General features: G+C 64.6%; 23 protein-coding genes. 16 read left to right on the forward strand and 7 right to left on the reverse strand.

All coding sequences use genetic code 11. From position 1 onward, the window contains the following. Positions 1-49: 49 nt before the first annotated feature. The 8 genes from ctaD (at position 50) to P0R31_RS22295 (ending at position 6,212) form a co-directional block, all read left to right on the forward strand. A complete protein-coding gene (gene ctaD, locus P0R31_RS22260; protein ID WP_035996582.1) occupies positions 50-1,666 on the forward strand; it encodes a cytochrome c oxidase subunit I in 1,617 nt (538 codons plus the stop codon). A gap of 61 nt (positions 1,667-1,727) precedes the next feature. After that, positions 1,728-2,672 carry a heme o synthase gene (locus P0R31_RS22265; RefSeq protein ID WP_275516305.1) on the forward strand — a complete coding sequence of 315 codons (945 nt, stop codon included), beginning with the start codon at positions 1,728-1,730 and terminating at the stop codon, positions 2,670-2,672. Then, complete coding sequence (locus tag P0R31_RS22270) at positions 2,669-2,845, forward strand: hypothetical protein (protein ID WP_035996586.1); 177 nt, start codon at positions 2,669-2,671, stop codon at positions 2,843-2,845. Before P0R31_RS22265 ends, P0R31_RS22270 begins: the two co-directional genes overlap by 4 nt. 5 nt (positions 2,846-2,850) lie before the next feature. Then, on the forward strand, positions 2,851-3,504 hold the full coding sequence (locus P0R31_RS22275; protein ID WP_275516306.1) for a cytochrome c oxidase assembly protein: 654 nt from the start codon (positions 2,851-2,853) through the stop codon (positions 3,502-3,504). Positions 3,505-3,582: 78 nt separating this feature from the next. Continuing rightward, positions 3,583-4,479, forward strand: coding sequence for a cytochrome c oxidase subunit 3 (locus P0R31_RS22280; protein ID WP_035996590.1), 897 nt, complete (start codon positions 3,583-3,585; stop codon positions 4,477-4,479). A gap of 98 nt (positions 4,480-4,577) precedes the next feature. Further along, on the forward strand, positions 4,578-4,979 hold the full coding sequence (locus P0R31_RS22285) for a DUF983 domain-containing protein (RefSeq protein WP_035996593.1): 402 nt from the start codon (positions 4,578-4,580) through the stop codon (positions 4,977-4,979). Then, positions 4,976-5,731, forward strand: a complete 756-nt coding sequence (locus P0R31_RS22290) for an SURF1 family protein (protein ID WP_275516307.1) — start codon at positions 4,976-4,978, stop codon at positions 5,729-5,731. The genes P0R31_RS22285 and P0R31_RS22290 overlap by 4 nt, the downstream gene beginning before the upstream one ends. A gap of 115 nt (positions 5,732-5,846) precedes the next feature. Then, a complete protein-coding gene (locus tag P0R31_RS22295; RefSeq protein WP_275516309.1) occupies positions 5,847-6,212 on the forward strand; it encodes a nuclear transport factor 2 family protein in 366 nt (121 codons plus the stop codon). A gap of 1 nt (position 6,213) precedes the next feature. Here P0R31_RS22295 and P0R31_RS22300 read toward each other — a convergent pair whose 3' ends face one another. Continuing rightward, the gene (locus P0R31_RS22300) at positions 6,214-7,551 is read right to left on the reverse strand and encodes a histidine kinase (protein WP_275516310.1); all 1,338 of its coding nucleotides are present in this window, start codon (positions 7,549-7,551) and stop codon (positions 6,214-6,216) included. Between the two features lie 86 nt (positions 7,552-7,637). On the opposite strand from P0R31_RS22300, the gene P0R31_RS22305 reads away from it, so the two are divergent. From P0R31_RS22305 to P0R31_RS22325, 5 genes are all read left to right on the forward strand, one after another. Next, positions 7,638-8,282 (forward strand): response regulator transcription factor, encoded by a 645-nt coding sequence (locus P0R31_RS22305; protein WP_028178165.1) that lies wholly within the window; start codon positions 7,638-7,640, stop codon positions 8,280-8,282. A 552-nt stretch (positions 8,283-8,834) separates the two neighbouring features. Next, entirely contained in the window at positions 8,835-10,253 is a 1,419-nt protein-coding gene (gene thrC / locus P0R31_RS22310) for a threonine synthase (protein ID WP_275516311.1), read from the forward strand. Further along, positions 10,250-11,539, forward strand: a complete 1,290-nt coding sequence (locus P0R31_RS22315; protein WP_275516312.1) for a M16 family metallopeptidase — start codon at positions 10,250-10,252, stop codon at positions 11,537-11,539. Before thrC ends, P0R31_RS22315 begins: the two co-directional genes overlap by 4 nt. A gap of 36 nt (positions 11,540-11,575) precedes the next feature. Continuing rightward, on the forward strand, positions 11,576-12,163 hold the full coding sequence (locus P0R31_RS22320; RefSeq protein WP_035996611.1) for a GNAT family N-acetyltransferase: 588 nt from the start codon (positions 11,576-11,578) through the stop codon (positions 12,161-12,163). Between the two features lie 100 nt (positions 12,164-12,263). Beyond that, complete coding sequence (locus tag P0R31_RS22325; RefSeq protein ID WP_275516314.1) at positions 12,264-12,914, forward strand: hypothetical protein; 651 nt, start codon at positions 12,264-12,266, stop codon at positions 12,912-12,914. Positions 12,915-13,344: 430 nt separating this feature from the next. Here P0R31_RS22325 and P0R31_RS22330 read toward each other — a convergent pair whose 3' ends face one another. The 5 genes from P0R31_RS22330 to P0R31_RS22350 form a co-directional block, all read right to left on the reverse strand. Beyond that, complete coding sequence (locus tag P0R31_RS22330) at positions 13,345-13,830, reverse strand: ATP F0F1 synthase subunit B (RefSeq protein ID WP_035996616.1); 486 nt, start codon at positions 13,828-13,830, stop codon at positions 13,345-13,347. A 5-nt stretch (positions 13,831-13,835) separates the two neighbouring features. Continuing rightward, entirely contained in the window at positions 13,836-14,396 is a 561-nt protein-coding gene (locus P0R31_RS22335) for a F0F1 ATP synthase subunit B (RefSeq protein ID WP_275516315.1), read from the reverse strand. Between the two features lie 60 nt (positions 14,397-14,456). Next, on the reverse strand, positions 14,457-14,687 hold the full coding sequence (locus tag P0R31_RS22340) for a F0F1 ATP synthase subunit C (RefSeq protein ID WP_008541273.1): 231 nt from the start codon (positions 14,685-14,687) through the stop codon (positions 14,457-14,459). A 52-nt stretch (positions 14,688-14,739) separates the two neighbouring features. Continuing rightward, entirely contained in the window at positions 14,740-15,489 is a 750-nt protein-coding gene (locus P0R31_RS22345) for a F0F1 ATP synthase subunit A (RefSeq protein WP_035996621.1), read from the reverse strand. A 98-nt stretch (positions 15,490-15,587) separates the two neighbouring features. Next, complete coding sequence (locus tag P0R31_RS22350; RefSeq protein ID WP_271546232.1) at positions 15,588-15,962, reverse strand: AtpZ/AtpI family protein; 375 nt, start codon at positions 15,960-15,962, stop codon at positions 15,588-15,590. Positions 15,963-16,037: 75 nt separating this feature from the next. On the opposite strand from P0R31_RS22350, the gene P0R31_RS22355 reads away from it, so the two are divergent. The 3 genes from P0R31_RS22355 to P0R31_RS22365 are packed head-to-tail and all read left to right on the forward strand — an operon-like array spanning position 16,038 to position 17,325. After that, on the forward strand, positions 16,038-16,280 hold the full coding sequence (locus P0R31_RS22355) for a hypothetical protein (protein ID WP_275516317.1): 243 nt from the start codon (positions 16,038-16,040) through the stop codon (positions 16,278-16,280). 42 nt (positions 16,281-16,322) lie between these two features. Continuing rightward, entirely contained in the window at positions 16,323-16,838 is a 516-nt protein-coding gene (locus P0R31_RS22360) for a hypothetical protein (RefSeq protein WP_275516318.1), read from the forward strand. A gap of 13 nt (positions 16,839-16,851) precedes the next feature. Further along, positions 16,852-17,325, forward strand: coding sequence for a secondary thiamine-phosphate synthase enzyme YjbQ (locus tag P0R31_RS22365; protein WP_275516319.1), 474 nt, complete (start codon positions 16,852-16,854; stop codon positions 17,323-17,325). 63 nt (positions 17,326-17,388) lie between these two features. On the opposite strand, the gene P0R31_RS22370 is transcribed toward P0R31_RS22365, so the two are convergent. Further along, positions 17,389-19,014 (reverse strand): MFS transporter, encoded by a 1,626-nt coding sequence (locus P0R31_RS22370; RefSeq protein WP_275516445.1) that lies wholly within the window; start codon positions 19,012-19,014, stop codon positions 17,389-17,391. Positions 19,015-19,429: the final 415 nt, after the last annotated feature.

Below are 19,429 nucleotides of genomic sequence, written 5' to 3' on the forward strand. Positions count from 1 at the left end.
AGGGTGGGACCTCCAAAGGTCCGAATGGGACGCAAGGCAGGATTTGAAAATGGCAACGAGCGCAGCGGCACACGGCGATCACGCGCATCATGACGAGCATGCCCATCCGACCGGATGGCGGCGCTACGTCTATTCGACCAATCACAAGGACATCGGCACGATGTACCTGATCTTCGCGGTCGTCGCCGGCATCATCGGTGCGGCGATGTCGATCGCGATCCGGGCCGAGCTGATGTATCCGGGCGTGCAGGTCTTCCACGAGGCCCACACCTACAACGTGTTCGTGACCTCGCACGGCCTGATCATGATCTTCTTCATGGTCATGCCCGCGATGATCGGCGGCTTCGGCAACTGGTTCGTACCGCTGATGATCGGCGCGCCCGACATGGCGTTCCCGCGCATGAACAACATCTCGTTCTGGCTGCTGCCGGCATCGTTCGCGCTGCTCTTGATGTCGACCTTCGTCGAGGGCGAGCCGGGCTCCAACGGCGTCGGGGCGGGTTGGACCATCTACGCGCCGCTGTCGACCTCGGGCCATCCCGGCCCGGCGGTCGACTTCGCGATCCTGTCGCTGCACCTCGCCGGTGCCTCCTCGATCCTGGGCGCGATCAACTTCATCACCACCATCTTCAACATGCGCGCGCCGGGCATGACCCTGCACAAGATGCCGCTGTTCGTGTGGTCGATCCTGGTGACGGTGTTCCTGCTGCTGTTGTCGCTGCCGGTGCTCGCCGGTGCGATCACCATGCTGCTCACCGACCGCAATTTCGGCACGACGTTCTTCGCTCCCGACGGCGGCGGCGACCCCGTGCTGTTCCAGCATCTGTTCTGGTTCTTCGGTCACCCCGAGGTCTACATCCTGATCCTGCCCGGCTTCGGCATGATCAGCCAGATCGTCTCGACCTTCTCGCGCAAGCCCGTGTTCGGCTATCTCGGCATGGCCTACGCCATGGTCGCGATCGGCGGCATCGGCTTCGTGGTGTGGGCGCACCACATGTACACGGTCGGCATGTCCTCGGCGACGCAGGCCTATTTCGTCGCCGCCACGATGGTCATCGCCGTTCCGACCGGCGTGAAGATCTTCTCCTGGATCGCCACGATGTGGGGCGGCTCGATCGAGTTCCGCGCGCCGATGATCTGGGCGGTGGGCTTCATCTTCCTGTTCACGGTCGGCGGCGTCACCGGCGTCGTGCTGGCGAACGCGGGTGTCGATCGCGTGCTCCAGGAGACCTATTACGTCGTTGCGCACTTCCATTACGTGCTGTCGCTCGGTGCGGTATTCGCGATCTTCGCCGGTTGGTACTACTGGTTCCCGAAGATGTCGGGCTACATGTACAATGAGGGGCTCGCCAAGCTGCACTTCTGGGTCACCTTCGTCGGCGTCAACCTGGTGTTCTTCCCGCAGCACTTCCTCGGCCTGTCCGGCATGCCGCGCCGCTACATCGACTATCCCGATGCGTTCGCGGGCTGGAACCTGGTCTCGTCGGTCGGCTCCTACATCTCCGGCTTCGGCGTGCTGATCTTCCTCTACTGCGTGCTGGACGCCTTCATGAAGAGGGTGCCGGCAGGCGACAATCCATGGGGTGCCGGCGCGACCACGCTGGAGTGGACGCTGTCCTCGCCGCCGCCCTTCCATCAGTTCGAAGTGCTGCCCCGCGTGCAGTAAGCAATCTCCCGCGGCGCCCGTGACGGGCGCCGCGGCGCTGTAACGAAGCGAGTAGATCTAAGTGTCCGTCCTCGACCACAACGCCATCGACATCAATCCCCACATCTCCGAAGCGGAGGTTGGCGATTATCTCGCGCTGCTCAAGCCGCGGGTGATGTCGCTGGTGATCTTCACTGCGCTGGTCGGGATGGCGATGGCGCCGGGGCATTTCCACCCGGTGCTGGCGATCACCTCGCTGCTCTGCATCGCGGTCGGTGCAGGCGCCTCCGGGGCGCTCAACATGGCGCTCGAGGGCGACATCGACTCCAAGATGTCGCGCACGGCGAACCGGCCGATCCCGCGCGGCCGCATCACCCGCCCTGAAGCGATGGCGTTCGGCACGACGCTCGCCTTCTTCTCGGTGATGACGCTCGGCATCCTCGTCAACTGGGTCGCGGGCGCGCTGCTCGCCTTCACCATCTTCTTCTACGTCGTGATCTACACGATGTGGCTGAAGCGCTGGACCGCGCAGAACATCGTGATCGGCGGCGCGGCCGGCGCGCTGCCGCCGGTGGTGGCCTGGGCCTCGGTGACGGGCACGGTCGACGTCGAGCCGCTGCTGCTGTTCGCCATCATCTTCTTCTGGACCCCGCCGCATTTCTGGGCGCTGGCGCTGTTCCGCTCCGACGACTACGCGCGCGCCGGCATTCCGATGCTGCCGAACGTCGCCGGTCCCGACGCCACGCGTCTGCAGATCCTGCTCTACACCATCGTGCTGATCGCGGTCGCCGCCGCGCCCTGGGCGCTCGGCTATTTCGATGCCGTCTACGGCGTGGTCTCGCTGATTCTCGGTGCCGGCATGCTGGTGCTCGCCATCAACGTCTATCTGCGCCGCGAGCGCAGCCAGTCGCTGCGCGCGACCCGCAAGCTGTTTGCGTTCTCGATCCTGTACCTGTTCGCACTGTTTGCGACCCTGCTGGCCGAGGTCGTGTACCGGGCGCTTGCTCCGATGGTTGGGGGCGCATGATCACCGCGATGGCCGACAAACCCGAGCCGGAAGGAATCGTCCTCACCGAGGCGCAGCGGAAGAGCCGTCGTCAGCGCTCCATCGCCATCGCTTTGGCGCTCGGCGTGCTCGTGGTGCTGTTCTTCGCCGTCACCATGGTCAAGGGGCCGGCAGTGCTCGTGCGGCCGATGTAGGAAACATGGATCACGAGCCCACCATATCGCAGGACGTCAGCGCCAAGCCGGGCCATCGCAACCCGGGCAAGGGCCGCGGGCTGGGGCGCGATGTGGTGGTCGCGTCCATCTGCGGCGGCGTGGTCGCGCTGATGGTCGGCGCCTCCTACGCGGCGGTGCCGTTCTACAGTTGGTTCTGCCGCGCCACCGGTTTCAACGGCACGACGCAAGTGGCGACCTCAGCGCCGGCCACGGGCCCGATAGCGCGGAAGATCTCGGTGCGCTTCGATTCCAACGTCGCGCCCGGCCTGCCCTGGAAGTTCGAGCCGGAGCAGAGCGAGATCGAGGTCAATATCGGCCAGGTCGTGACCGTCTTCTACACCGTGACCAACCAGGCGGCGCGCGCCACCGCGGGCCAGGCCGCCTATAACGTCGCGCCCCTGACGGTCGGCGCCTATTTCCAGAAGATCAACTGCTTCTGCTTCACCGAGCAGACCATGGCACCCGGTGAGAAGCGCGAGATGCCGGTCGTGTTCTACGTCGATCCGTCGATCGCCGCCGACCATGAGAACGACGGGCTGAGCACGATCACGCTGTCCTACACGTTCTATCCGATGCGCGATCCCGTGGTGAAACCGCTGGCATCGGGCGAAGCCGACAAGCGCAAGGGAAACCTTTGACCGCAGGGCTTTTGCGCAGGCGGTTGGACACAAGGGGATAGGTGCCGGACAGGCACGGGATTGAGGAGAGAGACGGAAATGGCCACGGCGCACACCAAGCATCACGACTATCACCTCGTCGATCCCTCTCCCTGGCCGGCAGTCGGCTCGCTCTCGGCCTTCATCATGGCGGTCGGCGCGGTCGCCTGGATGCACCACATGTTCTCGGCGGCGCCGATCGTGTTCGGCGTCGGCACCGTGGGCGTGCTCTACACCATGGCGAGCTGGTGGGCCGACGTGATCAAGGAAGCCCAGTACAAGGGCGACCACACCCGTGTCGTGCAGCTGCATCACCGCTACGGCATGATCCTGTTCATCGCCTCCGAGGTGATGTTCTTCGTCGCCTGGTTCTGGGCCTATTTCAACGCGGCGCTGTTTCCGGCCGATGCCGTCCACGCCACCCGCGATGCGGTGTTCGGTTGCGGCCTCGGCACGCAGCCCGGCGCCTGCGCGGTCCCGGGCACCTGGCCGCCGAAGGGCATCGAGACCTTCGATCCCTGGCATCTGCCGCTGCTGAACACGCTGATCCTGCTCACGTCAGGCACCACCGTGACCTGGGCGCACCATGCGCTGCTCGAGAACGACCGCCAGGGCTTGAAGTATGGCCTGATCCTCACCGTCGTGCTCGGCGCGCTCTTCACCTGCGTGCAGGCCTATGAGTACGCCCACGCGGCGTTCTCCTTCGGCGGCAACGTCTACGGCGCGACGTTCTTCATGGCGACCGGATTCCACGGCTTCCATGTGCTGGTCGGCACCATCTTCCTGCTGGTGTGCCTGTTCCGCGCCTATGCCGGCCACTTCACGCCGAAGCAGCATCTCGGCTTCGAGTTCGCGGCCTGGTACTGGCACTTCGTCGACGTGGTCTGGCTGTTCCTGTTCCTCTGCATCTACGTCTGGGGACGCGGCGCCGAGACCATGGCCAGCGCCGCGCACTGAGCCCGATCGAACACGATCAGGAAGGGCGGCCGCAGGGCCGCCCTTTCGCTTTCCGGCCACCGGAAGTTTCGTCGGAAACTGTGATAGAGTCCGCCATCATGAACGACAGTGCCGGCACACCCCCGTCCGAAACCACCGTTCTGCAAAGCGCGCTGCGTGGGCTTGCCTGCAAATGCCCGCGCTGCGGCCAGGGCAAGCTTTATGCGGGCTTTCTGACGCTCGCGCCCGCATGCGACCGTTGCGGGCTCGACTATGCCTTCATCGATACCGGCGACGGTCCGGCGATCTTCATCATCATGCTGGCCGGCGGCATCGTCGTCGCGTGCGCCCTCATCGTCGAAGTCAAGTACCAGCCGCCATATTGGCTGCATGCGGTGCTCTGGCTGCCGCTCATCCTCGCCACCACGCTGTTGCCGCTGCGCTCGATGAAGTCGTTGCTGATCGCGCTGCAATTCCACCACAAGGCAGCGCCGGGCCGGTTGGTCGATCGCGCGAAATGAACGAGCCTGCGTCGCGCAAGGCCCCCGTGGCCGGCTTCGCGCTGTTCACGCTGTTCCTCACGGCTGTGTTCGTGGCGCTCGGTGTCTGGCAGCTGCAGCGCCGCGCCGCCAAGCACGAGTTGATTGCGGCGCTCACCGAACGGCTTGCGGCCGCGCCGGTTGCGCTGCCGCCGTCCGCGCAATGGGCCGCGCTCAATCCCGTCCGCGACGAATTCCGCCGCGTCAGCTTCACCGCGACCTATGCAGCCCTCCCCGATGCAATGGTCTATTCCTCCGGCTCGGCGGTGCGCAAGGACGCCTCCGGCCCCGGCACCTGGGCGTTCCTGCCGGCGCGGCTTCCCGGCGGCGAGATGGTCGTGATCGACGCGGGTTTCATCGAGAACACGATGCAGGACCGCAGCGTCGAGGATCGCGCGGTGAACAAGCTCGTCACGGGCCAGCCGGTTGAGCTCACCGGCTATCTGCGTTTTCCCGAGGCGCCAAGCTGGCTGACTCCGGCGGAGGATCGCGGCAAGCGGCTCTGGTTCGTGCGCGATCATCTGGCAATCGCAAGCGTGCTGGGCTGGGGCACGGTTGCGCCGTTCTATATCGATCTCGAACGGCCCGCGCCGGCGAACGGCATCCCGCGTCCGGGACCGCTCCAGGTGAATCTCAAGGACGACCATCTGCAATATGCAATCACCTGGTTCACGCTTGCAGGCGCCGTGCTCGTCGCCTTCGGCGTGTGGGCAAGAGGCCGGCGGCAGAGCTGAGCTCGTTGGCAGGTCCATCGAGGGAACCCGGTATCGCCCGGGGTTTATTATTCAGCGCATATTCACGAGTGTGGTTCTAAGCCGCCAGTATTGTCCGCGGCAGATTGGGTGCGGCGTGAGTGATTTCGACCAGATGGGAATTATCGTCGACTGGGTGGATGCCTGCCGCAAGGGCGACCTCACAGCCCTGCTCGACCTCTATGCCGACGACGCGCAGCTCGAATGCACCTGCGACGGCGCGCGGCGCTATCGTGGCCGGAGCGAGATCGAGGCCTATTGGCAGCCGCGTCTCAGCGCCTTCTCCTTGGCGGGGTTCGGGCTGGAAGAGATCCATCCCGCGCCCCACGGCGTCCACCTCGAATATTCCGTCGCCGGCGCGCTGCGCATTCAGGCCTCGTTCCGCTTCAGCCCGGATGGCAAGATCCGCAGCACGCTGTGCGAACCGGCGCGACAGAATGCGCATAATGGCTGCGCCTGCTGATTCAGCCTGGATGTGGAACGTCCCGCATCGTCTCCGCCGGAAGGCGGCAGCGCACGTAGGTTCGGTCATCCACGCGCAACAGCGATAGCGATCCGCTGAGCGCGCGCACGCGCTCATGCATGCCGGTCAGGCCCCGGCCGAAGACGTTGTCCGCGGGGAAACCGCCGCCATCGTCGGAGATCTCGACGACGAGCGTCTTGTCGGCAACCGTCGCCTGCACATGTGCGTTGCCGGCGTTGGCATGTCGCAGCACGTTGGTCAGTGCCTCCTGGATCACCCGATAGACGGTCTGCGCCAGCGGTCCGCCGATTGCGCTGAGATCGCGATCGATCGCGTCCGTCAGCACGATATGAGGTGCCTGCTTGCGAAAATTCCGGAGCAGCGTTTGCACGCTGCTCGAAAGGCCGAGCTCCTCGATATAGAGCGGCCGCAGCCGGTCGAGGATGCGGCGGTTGGTCTGCTGCAGGGCCTCGACCGATTGCAGCAGGTCCTGAGCCGAATTGCCGAGATGTCCCGTTGGCTCGGAGGCATCGGTCAGCGCGATCGTGCCGGCGCGGATGCTGAAGAGGAGGGGCCCGAGCTCGTCGTGCAGTTCGCGGGCGAGATCGCGCCGCTCGTCATCTTGCAGCGACACCAGGCGGTGCATCAGATCGCGATTGTCCTGGCTCAACTGCGCCAGCGTTGCAGCCAGCGCGTTCGCCTCCTCGCAGCCTTGCCGGATTTCCGCTGGGCCTCGGACCGGAATTGGGCTCGTGTAGTCGCCCCGTCGTATTCGCGTGAGACCTTCGCCGAGATCTTGCAGTGGGCGCAGGGCCGAACCGGCGAAGACATAGGCAACGGTGGCGGCGAGCACCATCAGGACAGCGACCAGGCTCGTCAGCGCAAGGAAGCCGATCCACTTCTCGAACAAGTCGGCCGATATGTCCGGGAAGAACACGATATCGCCGACATGTTTGCCGTCAATGACGATCGGAAACGCCGCTTCCATCTCTGGTATGGTGATGAGGTTGACGAACCATTGCGGAACCTTCTTCAGGTTGCGCAAGTCTTTCGGAGACGGCGGGGGACCTCCGTCCATGCGGCGGAATTGAATATCCGTGGAGGCGTCCAAGGACTGAACAAATGCATCGAGGGTCTTTTGCGGATTGTCCGATGCGCGCAGAGTGCTGTTGAGCGCGGCGGCGATGGTCTGGATCGAGCGTCGAGCCGGCTCGTGTTCATCAGCGACCTGACCTGCTGCAAATATCTGCAGTAATATGCCGCCCAGGATCAGGGCTGCGAGAAGGCTCGCGCCGAGCGGGAGAAACAATTGCGTTCGGAACGAAAATCGTCGCCACATTAGGTCAATTCTAACGCGTATCGGCGGGATTTGCTCTTTCCATTTATTCCCGGCGGGCTATGAGTCGAAAAACAAGAGAGTGCGCGATGCAAGATACCGCCAAGCTGGCGACGAGGGTCCTGATCGTCGACGACCATCCCGTGGTGCTGTCCGGCTGCCGCACCCTGTTCGCATCCGACCATTCAATCCGCATTGACGAGGCGAGCGACGCCAAATCCGGGCATCGCGCCTATGTCAGCAAGCGGCCCGACGTCACCGTGATCGACATCAGCCTGCCCGACGTCTCCGGGTTCGAGCTGATGCGGCGCATCCGCAAGGACGACCCCGACGCCAAGATCATCATGTTCAGCATGAACGACGATCCGGCGTTCGTCGTGCGGGCCGTCGAGCTCGGGGCGCAGGGCTATGTCTCCAAAGGCGACGATCCCAGGATCCTGCTCAAAGCGGTGCGCAAGGTGGTCGCGGGTGACAACTTCATCTCGCCGCAGCTTGCGGAAGCCGTGACGTTTTCCGGCGCGGCGATCAAGGCCAACCCCGCGTCACAGATGACGCCGCGGGAGCTCGAAATTCTTCGCTTGCTCGGACGCGGCGACAAGATCGTCGAGGTCGCCGAGGCGCTCGGCATCTCCTACAAGACGGTCGCCAACACCACGTCCCTGCTCAAGCAGAAGCTTGGCGCCAAGAACCATTCCGACCTGATCCGGATCGCAGTGGAAATCGGGATGAACTGACTTTCGCCAGCGACCGAACCGGCTGCTCCGGGATGCAGCGGTTCGGCCGACGGATCGACGCCGCCGTTGGCCGGGCAATGCAATGGACAACGGGCTGACACCCATCCGCCGACACAATGGGCCGAGGCTGTATTCGTTCCCGCGGCTGATTCGGGAAAAAGCGGAGTTCAGGGTCAGAATCACGGCTGGGGCGTGGCTGCAACTGCCAAAACGAACCAGAGCCGGATCGGGAAGAATAGGAACATTTTCGAAGCGCGCGGGGTTTTGGACTTGACGATTTCGTGACAGGCGACGAAAGCTTGCCGGAACAGTTTTGAGGGGTCGGCGACCCCGATGAGGCAACCGGTCTGCACACAACGACAGGCCTTCCAAGAGAAGGGCTGCGGCAATGCCGCAGCCCTTTTTCATTGGGCAAGGGGGCAGGCCGGAAGCGGTTTCCCGATGCCGCAAAACACTCTATGGTGGTTCAAAGCCACTGGCTGTTGACAAGTAGTTACGTAAAATCAAAGGCTTAAGGGTCGAGCTTCGGCCCGGCCGCCTTTGGAGGGCAGTTTGACTCGCTATATCTCGACCCGGGGCGAAGCCCCCGAACTGGGCTTTTGTGACGTGATGCTGACCGGGCTTGCCCGCGACGGCGGCCTGTATGTGCCGGCGGTGTGGCCACAGCTTCCGAGCGAGACGATCGCCGGCTTCTTCGGCCGCCCCTATTGGGAGGTCGCGGTCGACGTGATTCGTCCCTTCGCCGGTGGCGAGATTTCCGACGCCGAACTCGGACGGATGGCGAACGAGGCCTATGCCACCTTCCGCCATCCCGCGGTGGTGCCGCTGCGCCAGATGTCCCCGCACCAGTTCGTGCTGGAGCTGTTCCACGGTCCGACGCTCGCCTTCAAGGACGTGGCGATGCAGCTGATCTCGCGGCTGATGGACCATGTGCTCGAAAAGCGCGGCCAGCGCACCACCATCGTGGTCGCGACGTCAGGCGATACCGGCGGCGCCGCGGTCGAAGCCTTTGCGGGCCTCGAGAACGTCGATCTCATCGTGCTGTTTCCGCACGGCCGCATCTCCGAGGTGCAGCGGCGGATGATGACCACGACGGGTGCGGCCAACGTCCATGCGCTCGCCGTCGAAGGCACCTTCGACGACTGCCAGGCGCTCGTGAAGGGGATGTTCAACAACCATCGCTTCCGCGATGCGACCTCGCTCTCCGGCGTCAATTCCATCAACTGGGCGCGCATCGTCGCCCAGGTGGTCTACTATTTCACCTCCGCCGTCGCGGTCGGTGCTCCGGCGCGCGCGGTCGATTTCGTCGTTCCGACGGGCAATTTCGGCGACATCTTCGCCGGCTACGTCGCCAAGCGCATGGGGCTGCCGGTGCGCACCCTGCACATCGCCGCCAACGTCAACGACATCCTGGCGCGCACGCTGAAGACCGGCATCTACGAGGTGCGCGAGGTGCACGCGACGGCATCGCCGTCGATGGACATCCAGATCTCCTCGAACTTCGAACGGCTGCTGTTCGAGGCCGGCCGGCGCGATGCCGCCGGCGTGCGCCGCCTGATGGAACAGCTGAAGCAGTCGGGCCGCTTCGTGCTGCCGGATGCGACGCTCGCCGCGATCCGCGAGGAGTTCGATGCCGGGCGCGCCGACGAGACCGAGACTGCGGCTGCGATCCGCGCCGCCTGGCGCGAAGCCGGCGAGCTGGTCGATCCCCATACCGCCGTGGCGCTCGCCGTCGCGGACCGCGACACCACCGATACGAAGGTGCCGAGCATCGTGCTCTCCACCGCCCATCCGGCCAAGTTCCCCGGCGCCGTCGAGGCGGCTTGCGGCCAGCGGCCGCAACTGCCGGCCTGGCTCGACGGGCTGATGACCAAATCCGAACACATGAGGGTGATGAAGAACGATCAGGTCGAGCTCGAGCGGTTCGTGCTGTCCGCCAGCCGCGCCGCAAAGCAGGGAGTTGCCGGATGAGCGTCGAGATGTCCAAGCTTGCCTCCGGCCTCACCGTCGTCACCGACGAGATGCCCCACCTCGAGACGGCAGCGCTCGGCGTCTGGGCCGGCGTCGGCGGACGCGACGAGAAGCCGAACGAGCACGGCATCTCGCATCTGTTGGAACACATGGCGTTCAAGGGCACGACCAGGCGCTCCTCGCGCGAGATCGTCGAGGAGATCGAGGCGGTCGGCGGCGACCTCAATGCCGGCACCTCGACCGAGACCACGTCCTATTACGCGCGGGTGCTGAAGGCCGACGTGCCGCTCGCGCTCGACGTGCTCGCCGACATCCTTGCCAATCCCGCCTTCGAGCCCGACGAGCTGGAGCGCGAGAAGAACGTCATCGTGCAGGAGATCGGTGCCGCGCAGGACACGCCCGACGACGTCGTGTTCGAGCATCTGAACGAGCTCTGCTATCCCGACCAGCCGATGGGCCGTTCGTTGCTCGGCACCGCCAAGACGCTGCGCGCCTTCAACCGCGACATGCTGCGCGGCTATCTGTCGACGCATTATCGCGGGCCCGACATGGTGGTGGCCGCGGCCGGGGCGGTCGATCACGGCCAGGTCGTCGCCGAGGTCGAAAAGCGCTTTGCGAGCTTTGAGGGGACGCCCGGGCCGAAGCCGCAGGCCGCTCGGTTCGGCCAGGGCGGCGCCAAGGTGGTGCATCGCGAGCTCGAGCAGGCGCATCTGACGCTGGCACTCGAGGGGGTGCCGCAGACCGATCCTTCGCTGTTCTCGCTGCAGGTCTTCACCAATGTCCTCGGCGGCGGAATGTCGTCGCGCCTGTTTCAGGAGGTGCGCGAGAAGCGCGGCCTCTGCTACTCCATCTACACCTTCCACGCGCCCTACAGCGATACCGGCTTTTTCGGCCTCTATACCGGCACCGATCCCGCCGACGCACCGGAGATGATGGAGGTCGTGGTCGACATCATGAACGATTCGGTGGAGACGCTGACCGACGCCGAGATCGCCCGGGCCAAGGCACAGATGAAGGCGGGTCTGCTGATGGCGCTGGAGAGCTGCTCCTCCCGCGCCGAGCAGCTCGCCCGGCATGTGCTGGCCTACGGGCGGCCGCAGACGGTGCAGGAACTGGTCGCCCGGATCGACGCCGTCAGCATCGAATCGACGCGCGATGCGGCCCGTGCGCTGCTGTCGCGCAGCCGGCCTGCGGTCGTCGCATTGGGCAGCGGCAGGGGTCTGGACACGGCGGTGTCTTTTGCGGAAGGATTGACACGGGCGCGCGCCAAGGCGCGGCTGCATTAGGAGCCGCGCGCGGGCCGCGCCCCGGGAAGCATCACCATGGCTCTCTTTCGCCTGCCATCCAGTGGACCCGCCGCCCTGGCGCCGCGCGGCAACGGGCTGCTCCTGCGCGCGCCGCAAATGTCCGACTTCCTGCAATGGGCTCATTTGCGCGAGACCAGCCGCGACTATCTGACGCCTTGGGAGCCGATCTGGCCGTCCGACGATCTCACCCGCTCCGGCTTCCGCCGTCGCCTGCGCCGCTATGCCGAGGACATTGCCGCGGACCGCTCCTATCCCTTTCTGATCTTCCGCGAGCTCGACGGTGCCCTGGTCGGCGGCATCACGCTCGCCAATGTCCGGCGTGGCATCGTGCAGGCCGGCACCATCGGCTATTGGGTCGGCCAGCCTTATGCCCATCGCGGCTACATGACGGCCGCACTGCGGGTGCTGCTGCCGACGCTGTTCGGCGAGCTCAATCTGCACCGGGTCGAGGCCGCCTGCATCCCGACCAATGCGCCGTCGATCCGGGTGCTGGAGAAGTGCGGATTCTCGCGCGAGGGCCTGGCGCGCCGCTATCTCTGCATCAACGGGGTCTGGCAGGATCACCTGCTATTCGGCCTGCTGCACGAGGACTTCCGCGGCTGAGCAGCCTGATGGATGCGGCCAAATCCCTTTTTGCCGCCTTGGGTTCGCCGATATTGGCGATATAACCCGGCCGGAACATTGTCATGGAGTACGGGTGTTGATGGTGCAGGAGCTTCGGTCATCGCGGACGAGGTTGCGGCGCGGCGTAGCGGTCGTGCTGGCATTGTCGGTCGGGCTCGCCTCCGTCTCGCCGGTGGCGGCACAGTCGTTGACCGACCGCTTCAAGAGCCTGTTCGGCGGCAAGTCCGACGAGCCGGCGGAGCCGAAGCCGGCGCCTGCGCCTGGGCAGCCGGCCGAAGACGACCTCGATTGCCCGCAGGTCACGGTACGCGCGGGCGCCTCGACCTACGCGGTCGGCGCCAGCGGCAAGCCGGCGGTCGGCAATGACATCCGCTTCCAGGCCTCGATCACCAAGATGGCGCGCGAATGCTTGCGCAGCAGTGCCGGCATCACGGCCCGGATCGGCATCCAGGGCCGCGTCATCGCCGGCCCCGCCGGGGCACCTGCCTCCGTCGAGGTGCCGCTGCGCATCGCCGTCGTGCAGGGCGGCGTCGGCGAGAAGGTGATCGCCTCGAAGGCCTACCGGACCACGGTGGCGATGTCGGAAGGCGGCAGCGTGCCCTTCACCTTCGTCGCCGAGGATCTGGCCTATCCGGTGCCGGCGCCCGCGGTTGCCGATACCTACATCTTCTATGTCGGCTTCGACCCGCAGGCGCTCTCGCCGGAGCCGAAAGGGAAGAAGAAGAAGTAGGGCACCGCGGCCTGTCAGGACCAGGGATTTCCGCCCATGTGGAAGAGCTTTGCGAGGTCATAGCAAGCCCCACAAAGCACCTTCGGATCGAGATGCTCCAGGGCATCACCGATCCACTCACCGCCTGCCACGGTGACCCGATCATTGCACTCACTGCACCAAGCATCGGATCTCGGATTGTCGGGATCGGACGCCCAGAAGAAGCCAACGCGTTCACGCCTTGTGAGGCCATGGACGACGTGCTGGCACACGAACGTCATTGGCTGGGGACCGTGCGTGCTGCATTGGACGATTTTCATGCGATCTCAAGAGATCGTGGCCTGCATGACCGATTAGACAGCCAAGTAGCCAGTCCGTCCACCGTCACTTGGATAGACAAAAAAAGCCGGCGCTCGTCGCGCCGGCTTTTTGATTGGGCAAGGCAAATCCCTCAGTTCAGCTTCTGCCTGACTTCGTTGATGCCCTTGGCGAGCAGGTCGTCGGCGATCTGGCCCTTGACCGACTGCGACAGGATCGTGGAGGCAGCCTGCACGGCGGCTTCCGCGGCGGCGGCCCGGACGTCCGCGAGAGCCTGAGCCTCGGCGAGTGCGATCTTGCCCTCGGCGGTCTTGGTGCGGCGGGTGACGAAATCTTCCAATTTCGCCTTGGCCTCTGCTGCGATGCGCTCGGCTTCGGCGTTCGCGTTGGCGATGATGTCGGCGGCCTCGCGCTCGGCACCGGCAGTGCGCGCCTTGTAGTCGGCGAGCACCTTGGTGGCCTCCTGCTTGAGGCGCGCCGCCTCGTCCAGCTCGGCCTTGATACGAGCGGCGCGATGATCGAGCGCCGACATCGCCGTCTTGAACACCCCCACATAGGCGAAGATCACCATCAGGATCACGAAGGCGACGGCGACCCAAAACTCAGGTGTGAAGAACATCGAGACTAACCCTTCAAGGTCGCGTCAACGGCGGCATTGACCGACGCTGCATCCGGAACGACGCCCGTGAGCTGTTGAACGATGGTGCCGGCTGCATCGGCCGCGATGCCGCGGACGTTGCTCATGGCGGTCGCGCGGGTCGAGGCAATGGTCTTCTCCGCCTCGGCGAGCTTGGCGGACAATTGCTCTTCCAGCGCCTTGCGTTCGGCTTCCGCCCGCGCATTCGCCTTCTCGCGGGATTCGTTGCCGATCGCCTGTGCACGTGCGCGCGCCGACGCGAGCTCGCCTTCATAGGCCTTGAGCGCCGCCTCGGACTGGTCCTTCAGCTTCTGCGCTTCGGCGAGATCGCCCTCGATCTTGTTCTGACGCGCCTCGATCGCACCCCCGACACGCGGCAGCGCGAACCGGGAGACGATCAGATACAGCGCGACGAAGGCGATCGCGAGCGACACCAGTTGCGAAGCAAAGGTGCTGCTCTCGAAAGGCGGAAAGCCACCGCCGTGGTGACCGCCATCGGCCTCCGTGTGAGCGCCGGTACCTTTGGCGCCGCCATGACTTTCAGCCATGGAGTTCTCCTGTTGCTGTCAGACGCGCCGCCTCCCACCTGGAAGCGGCGCGAAACGCGTTCAGAGCGGGACGAACAGCAGCAGCAGAGCGATCAGCAGCGAGAAGATGCCGAGCGCTTCGGTCACGGCGAAGCCGAAGATCAGGTTGCCGAACTGGCCCTGAGCAGCTGCCGGGTTGCGCATGGCTGCGGACAGATAATTGCCGAAGATGAAGGCCACGCCGATGCCGGCGCCGCCCATGCCGATGCACGCGATGCCCGCGCCGAGAAACTTAGCTGCTTGCGGATCCATTTTTGACTCCTTCGAAGAAAGACAGGTGTGGGTGGAAAAGCACCCGGATCACTCAGTGTCCAGGGTGAATGGCGTCGTTGAGGTAGATACAGGTCAAGATCGCAAACACATAGGCTTGCAGGAACGCGACCAGCAGTTCGAGCGCGGTGAGCGCGACGGCGAGCGCCAGCGGCATGACCCCGCCGATCCAGCCGACCACGCCAAGAGACGCGCCGAGCATGGCAACGAAGCCGGCGAACACCTTCAGCGCGATGTGGCCGGCGAGCATGTTCGCGAACAGTCGAACGCTGTGCGAGACCGGCCGCAGGAAGAACGACAGCACCTCGATCGCCATGACCAGCGGCAGGATGTAGCCCGGAACGCCCGAGGGCACGAACACTTTCAGGAACTTCAGGCCGTTCTTGTAGAGGCCGTAGATCAGGACCGTGAAGAACACCAGCAGCGCCAGCGCCGCAGTGACGATGAGATGACTCGTCACGGTGAACGTGTACGGAACGATGCCTACGAGGTTCGAGACGCAGATGAACATGAACAGGGAGAAGATCAGCGGGAAGAACCGCATGCCATCCGCTCCGGCAGTGCTGCGGATCATGCTGGCCACGAACTCATAGGAGAGCTCGGCCACCGACTGCAGACGCCCTGGAACCAGCTGCTTGCCGCTGGTGAGCAGAAGCAGCGCAATGATCCCTACCGCGACGAACATGTAGAGAGAGGCATTGGTGAAGGCGATCGTGTGATCGCCGATACGGCCGATCGTGAAGAGCGGTTCGACGTTGAACTGATGGATCGGGTCGATTTTCATCCGCGCGGCATCTCTCGTCTGCTGGACAAGCCGACCAGTGAAGATTGGTCGGCCGGCTGTGCCGGCGAGCGGCACGACAGTTAACCCGGCTAGGCCAATTACGAACCACCGCGCCTGTTCGGACCCGCGCCTGCCGTTCTCACCACATTCACCACGCCGGCGATGAAGCCCAGCAGCAGGAACGCGATGAATCCGAAAGGCGACGTCGACAGCAAGTGGTCGAACCCCCAGCCAATCCCCGCTCCGACAGCGACGCCGGCGATCAACTCCGAGGATAGTCGGAAACCAAGCGCCATCGCCGAGGCTCTGGCCGCTTTGTCTCCATCGTCACCTGCGGGTTGCTCGGTCTTGGCCCGGCGGTCGCGAAATTCGGACAACCGCTGATCAAGATTTCCGAGCCGATCGGAAAGCGCGGCTTCCTCGGACGATCTATCGCGATCTCCATCCTCGCCGTGTCCCGTGCCCTGTGTCATGCAACGAAGACCCGAAACGCTGCGGCTGAATGGAAATTGCGCCCGTCACCCTCAAAAGCCGCGCGGACCATACTGATGGCCTATAATCAAGTCAAGCCAAGTCACGATTGCGTCGCTTCCGATTATATATTTGATTTACTTGATGATATTGACGCGCACGGCAGTGCTGCCCACAGCGTGACGCCGCACCGCAGCAGGTCTGCTTGCGAACGGCGGACGCAGCCGTGCTTTCGCCGCGCTCGCGGGATCAAAGAAGCCGCCGCGTTCGTTGATTTCGGGGGCGGCTTTTTGGCGGCGGATTGCCGGCTGGGGGTGTAGAATTGCAACCGCAGCCGCAGCAGTGCCGGGGCGGAGACAATGATGAGACCTGCGACGTCATCCACGACATCATGGCTCGCGGCGGCGGCCGCGGTGATGGTGGTCAGCGGCGGCCTCGTGGCCGCGCAATCTGCGCCCGACGGCGAAAATGGCCGCTACAGCATGACGCCCATCCCCGAGGGCGTGCTGCGGCTCGACACGCGCACCGGCACCGTGTCGACCTGCACCAGGAACGGCAACGGTTGGGCCTGCTACGCGGTGCCCGACGAGCGGACCGCGCTCGACGCCGAGATCGGCAGACTCCAGGCCGAGGTCGAGCGGCTGAAGGCACAGCTCGCGGCGGGGCCAACGGTATCGGGCAAGATCGACGAGGCGCTGCCGAAATCCGATCCACTCAGGAAGCCCGACCCCAAGGTCGCCGAGGGCGAGCGCAAGATCGAGATACCGCTGCCGAGCGAGCAGGACGTCGACCGCGTGATGTCGTTCCTGGAAAAGGCCTGGCGGCGGCTGATCGACATGGCCAACCGCGTGCAGAAAGACGTGTCGGGGAAGATCTGATGCGGGCCCCTCCATGAGATCAGCCAGATCTGTCACCCGCTCCGCACCATCGTCCGTGCAGGCAACCACCGTCACATCGACCCTGCTCACCGTGCAGACGCCTGGCCGCGGCTTCACGGATCTGACCAGCGAGGCCGCGAGATTCATCGCCGAGGCGCACGCGGGTGAGGGCGCGTTGACGCTGTTCATCCGCCACACCTCGGCCTCGCTGACGATCCAGGAGAACGCCGATCCCTCCGTGCTGGTCGATCTCACCACGGCACTGTCCCGGCTCGCGCCGGAGAACGCCGGGTGGACCCACGATACCGAGGGACCCGACGACATGCCGGCCCATATCAAGACCATGCTGACGCAGACTTCGCTCCAGATCCCGGTCCTGAGCGGCAGGCTCGCGCTCGGCACCTGGCAGGCGATCTACCTGATCGAGCATCGCAGCCGCCCGCACCGCCGTGAGATCGTGCTGCAATTCATCGGCAGCAATCGATAACCACACAAAGCAAAACCGGCCGCGGAGACCGCGGCCGGTTGGTGTCGTCGATTGGTGCTGCGATCAGGTCGCCTTGATGTCGACGTCCTTGGTTTCCGGCAGGAACAGGAAGCCGATCACCACGGTAATCGAGGCGAAGATGATCGGGTACCACAGACCGGCATAGATGTCGCCGGTCGAGGCCACGATGGCGAAGGCGGTGGCGGGCAGGAGGCCGCCGAACCAGCCGTTGCCGATGTGGTAAGGCAGCGACATCGAGGTGTAGCGGATGCGGGTCGGGAACAATTCGACCAGCATCGCCGCGATCGGGCCGTACACCATGGTCACGAACAGGACCAGGACGAACAGCAGGCCGATGATCGCCGCCGGCTGCGGACGGAAGACGTCGAACGGATGCGACATCTTCACGATGCCGGTGTCACCCGCCTTGGGATAGCCAGCCGCCTGCACCGCGGCGAGAACCGCCGGGTTGCTGTCCTTGGCGTTGGCGTAGGGCACGTCCTTGCCGTTGACCACGACCTTCACGCCCGAGCCGGCCGGACCCGAACTCGTCGTGTACCTGACCGACGATTGCGACAGGTAGGCGCGTGCGGTGTCGCAAGGCGCGGTGAACACGCGGGTGCCGACCGGGTTGAACAGATCGCCGCAGCCGGCGGGATCGGCCACCACCTCGACCTTGACCGACTCGATGGCCTTTTCCAGCGCCGGGTTGGCGTTGGACGTGATCATCTTGAAGATCGGGAAGAAGGTCAGCGCCGCGATCAGGCAGCCGCCGAGGATGATCGGCTTGCGGCCGATCTTGTCGGACAGCATGCCGAACACGATGAAGAAGCCGGTGCCGAGCAGCAGCGACCATGCAATCAGCAGGTTGGCGGTGTAGCCGTCGACCTTCAGGATCGATTGCAGGAAGAACAGCGCGTAGAACTGGCCGGTGTACCAGACCACGCCCTGGCCCATGACGCCGCCGAGCAGGGCGAGCAGCACGAGCTTGCCGTTCTGCCAATTGCCGAAGGCTTCCGTCAGCGGCGCCTTCGAACTCTTCCCCTCTTCCTTCATCTTCTGGAAGATCGGCGATTCGTTGAGGCGTAGCCGGATCCAGACCGAGATGCCGAGCAGCAGCACGGAGACGAGGAACGGAATGCGCCAGCCCCACGCCGCGAAATCGGCCTCACCGAGCGCGGTGCGGGTGAACAGGATCACCAGCAGCGACAGGAATAGGCCGAGGGTCGCCGTGGTCTGGATAAAGGAGGTGTAGAAGCCGCGCTTGCCGTTCGGCGCGTGCTCCGCGACGTAGGTCGCCGCACCGCCATATTCGCCGCCGAGCGCCAGGCCCTGGGCCAGACGCAGGATGATCAGGATGATCGGGGCTGCGATACCGATGGTGGCTGCGTTGGGCAACAGGCCGACGATGAAGGTCGACAGACCCATGATGAGGATGGTGACGAGGAAGGTGTATTTGCGGCCGACGATGTCGCCGACACGGCCGAACACGATCGCGCCGAACGGGCGCACCAGGAAGCCGGCGGCAAACGCCAGCAGCGCGAAGATGTCGCGGGTTGCCGGCGGATAGGCCGAGAAGAACTGCGCGCCGATGATGCCGGCCAGCGAGCCGTAGAGATAGAAGTCGTACCACTCGAAGACGGTACCGAGCGAGGAGGCGAGAATGACGAACCGTTCGTCCTTCGTCATCCCCTGCGCGCTCGATTGAGACACAGCCATTGTCGTCATTCCGATTCGCTCCCGCTTGCTTTTTTGGATTCAAAACTGATCCGCGCCATAAAGGCGCGCAATTAATCAAGGTGAGCACTTACATGCTTGCCGCGTCCGGCCCAATAGTACTTTCGGCTCGAACCGACTTTTGGATGAGACGCAAGGAGCGAGTGCGCCTAAAAAATTGTCAGGGATCGGAAGGATCGCGAAGCTATCCTGGCAAAGAGCGACAGGGTGCAGGAGCGAAATACCGTCGCCGATCTGCAGAAAAACTGGGAAGCGGGTGCGACGGTCCACATCACCACGGACACCAGCGTAGTCGGCGCGCAAATGCCAGGATAGATCTCTCGCATCAGTGTCGAGATTGTTTCTTGCGGATGCGACTGGAGCCGGC

It is taken from the genome of Bradyrhizobium yuanmingense (assembly GCF_029167105.1).
Classification (GTDB): domain Bacteria; phylum Pseudomonadota; class Alphaproteobacteria; order Rhizobiales; family Xanthobacteraceae; genus Bradyrhizobium; species Bradyrhizobium yuanmingense_A.

Excerpts from the sequence above, each read along its gene's own strand:
- ctaD (WP_035996582.1), top strand. The coding sequence starts at position 50 with ATGGCAACGAGCGCAGCGGCACACGGCGATCACGCGCATCATGACGAG.
- P0R31_RS22270 (WP_035996586.1), top strand. The coding sequence starts at position 2,669 with ATGATCACCGCGATGGCCGACAAACCCGAGCCGGAAGGAATCGTCCTC.
- P0R31_RS22275 (WP_275516306.1), top strand. The coding sequence starts at position 2,851 with ATGGATCACGAGCCCACCATATCGCAGGACGTCAGCGCCAAGCCGGGC.
- P0R31_RS22280 (WP_035996590.1), top strand. The coding sequence starts at position 3,583 with ATGGCCACGGCGCACACCAAGCATCACGACTATCACCTCGTCGATCCC.
- P0R31_RS22285 (WP_035996593.1), top strand. The coding sequence starts at position 4,578 with ATGAACGACAGTGCCGGCACACCCCCGTCCGAAACCACCGTTCTGCAA.
- P0R31_RS22290 (WP_275516307.1), top strand. The coding sequence starts at position 4,976 with ATGAACGAGCCTGCGTCGCGCAAGGCCCCCGTGGCCGGCTTCGCGCTG.
- P0R31_RS22300 (WP_275516310.1), bottom strand. The coding sequence starts at position 7,551 with ATGTGGCGACGATTTTCGTTCCGAACGCAATTGTTTCTCCCGCTCGGC.
- P0R31_RS22305 (WP_028178165.1), top strand. The coding sequence starts at position 7,638 with ATGCAAGATACCGCCAAGCTGGCGACGAGGGTCCTGATCGTCGACGAC.
- P0R31_RS22315 (WP_275516312.1), top strand. The coding sequence starts at position 10,250 with ATGAGCGTCGAGATGTCCAAGCTTGCCTCCGGCCTCACCGTCGTCACC.
- P0R31_RS22320 (WP_035996611.1), top strand. The coding sequence starts at position 11,576 with ATGGCTCTCTTTCGCCTGCCATCCAGTGGACCCGCCGCCCTGGCGCCG.
- P0R31_RS22325 (WP_275516314.1), top strand. The coding sequence starts at position 12,264 with ATGGTGCAGGAGCTTCGGTCATCGCGGACGAGGTTGCGGCGCGGCGTA.
- P0R31_RS22330 (WP_035996616.1), bottom strand. The coding sequence starts at position 13,830 with ATGTTCTTCACACCTGAGTTTTGGGTCGCCGTCGCCTTCGTGATCCTG.
- P0R31_RS22335 (WP_275516315.1), bottom strand. The coding sequence starts at position 14,396 with ATGGCTGAAAGTCATGGCGGCGCCAAAGGTACCGGCGCTCACACGGAG.
- P0R31_RS22340 (WP_008541273.1), bottom strand. The coding sequence starts at position 14,687 with ATGGATCCGCAAGCAGCTAAGTTTCTCGGCGCGGGCATCGCGTGCATC.
- P0R31_RS22345 (WP_035996621.1), bottom strand. The coding sequence starts at position 15,489 with ATGAAAATCGACCCGATCCATCAGTTCAACGTCGAACCGCTCTTCACG.
- P0R31_RS22350 (WP_271546232.1), bottom strand. The coding sequence starts at position 15,962 with ATGACACAGGGCACGGGACACGGCGAGGATGGAGATCGCGATAGATCG.
- P0R31_RS22355 (WP_275516317.1), top strand. The coding sequence starts at position 16,038 with ATGGCCTATAATCAAGTCAAGCCAAGTCACGATTGCGTCGCTTCCGAT.
- P0R31_RS22360 (WP_275516318.1), top strand. The coding sequence starts at position 16,323 with ATGAGACCTGCGACGTCATCCACGACATCATGGCTCGCGGCGGCGGCC.
- P0R31_RS22365 (WP_275516319.1), top strand. The coding sequence starts at position 16,852 with ATGAGATCAGCCAGATCTGTCACCCGCTCCGCACCATCGTCCGTGCAG.
- P0R31_RS22370 (WP_275516445.1), bottom strand. The coding sequence starts at position 19,014 with ATGACGAAGGACGAACGGTTCGTCATTCTCGCCTCCTCGCTCGGTACC.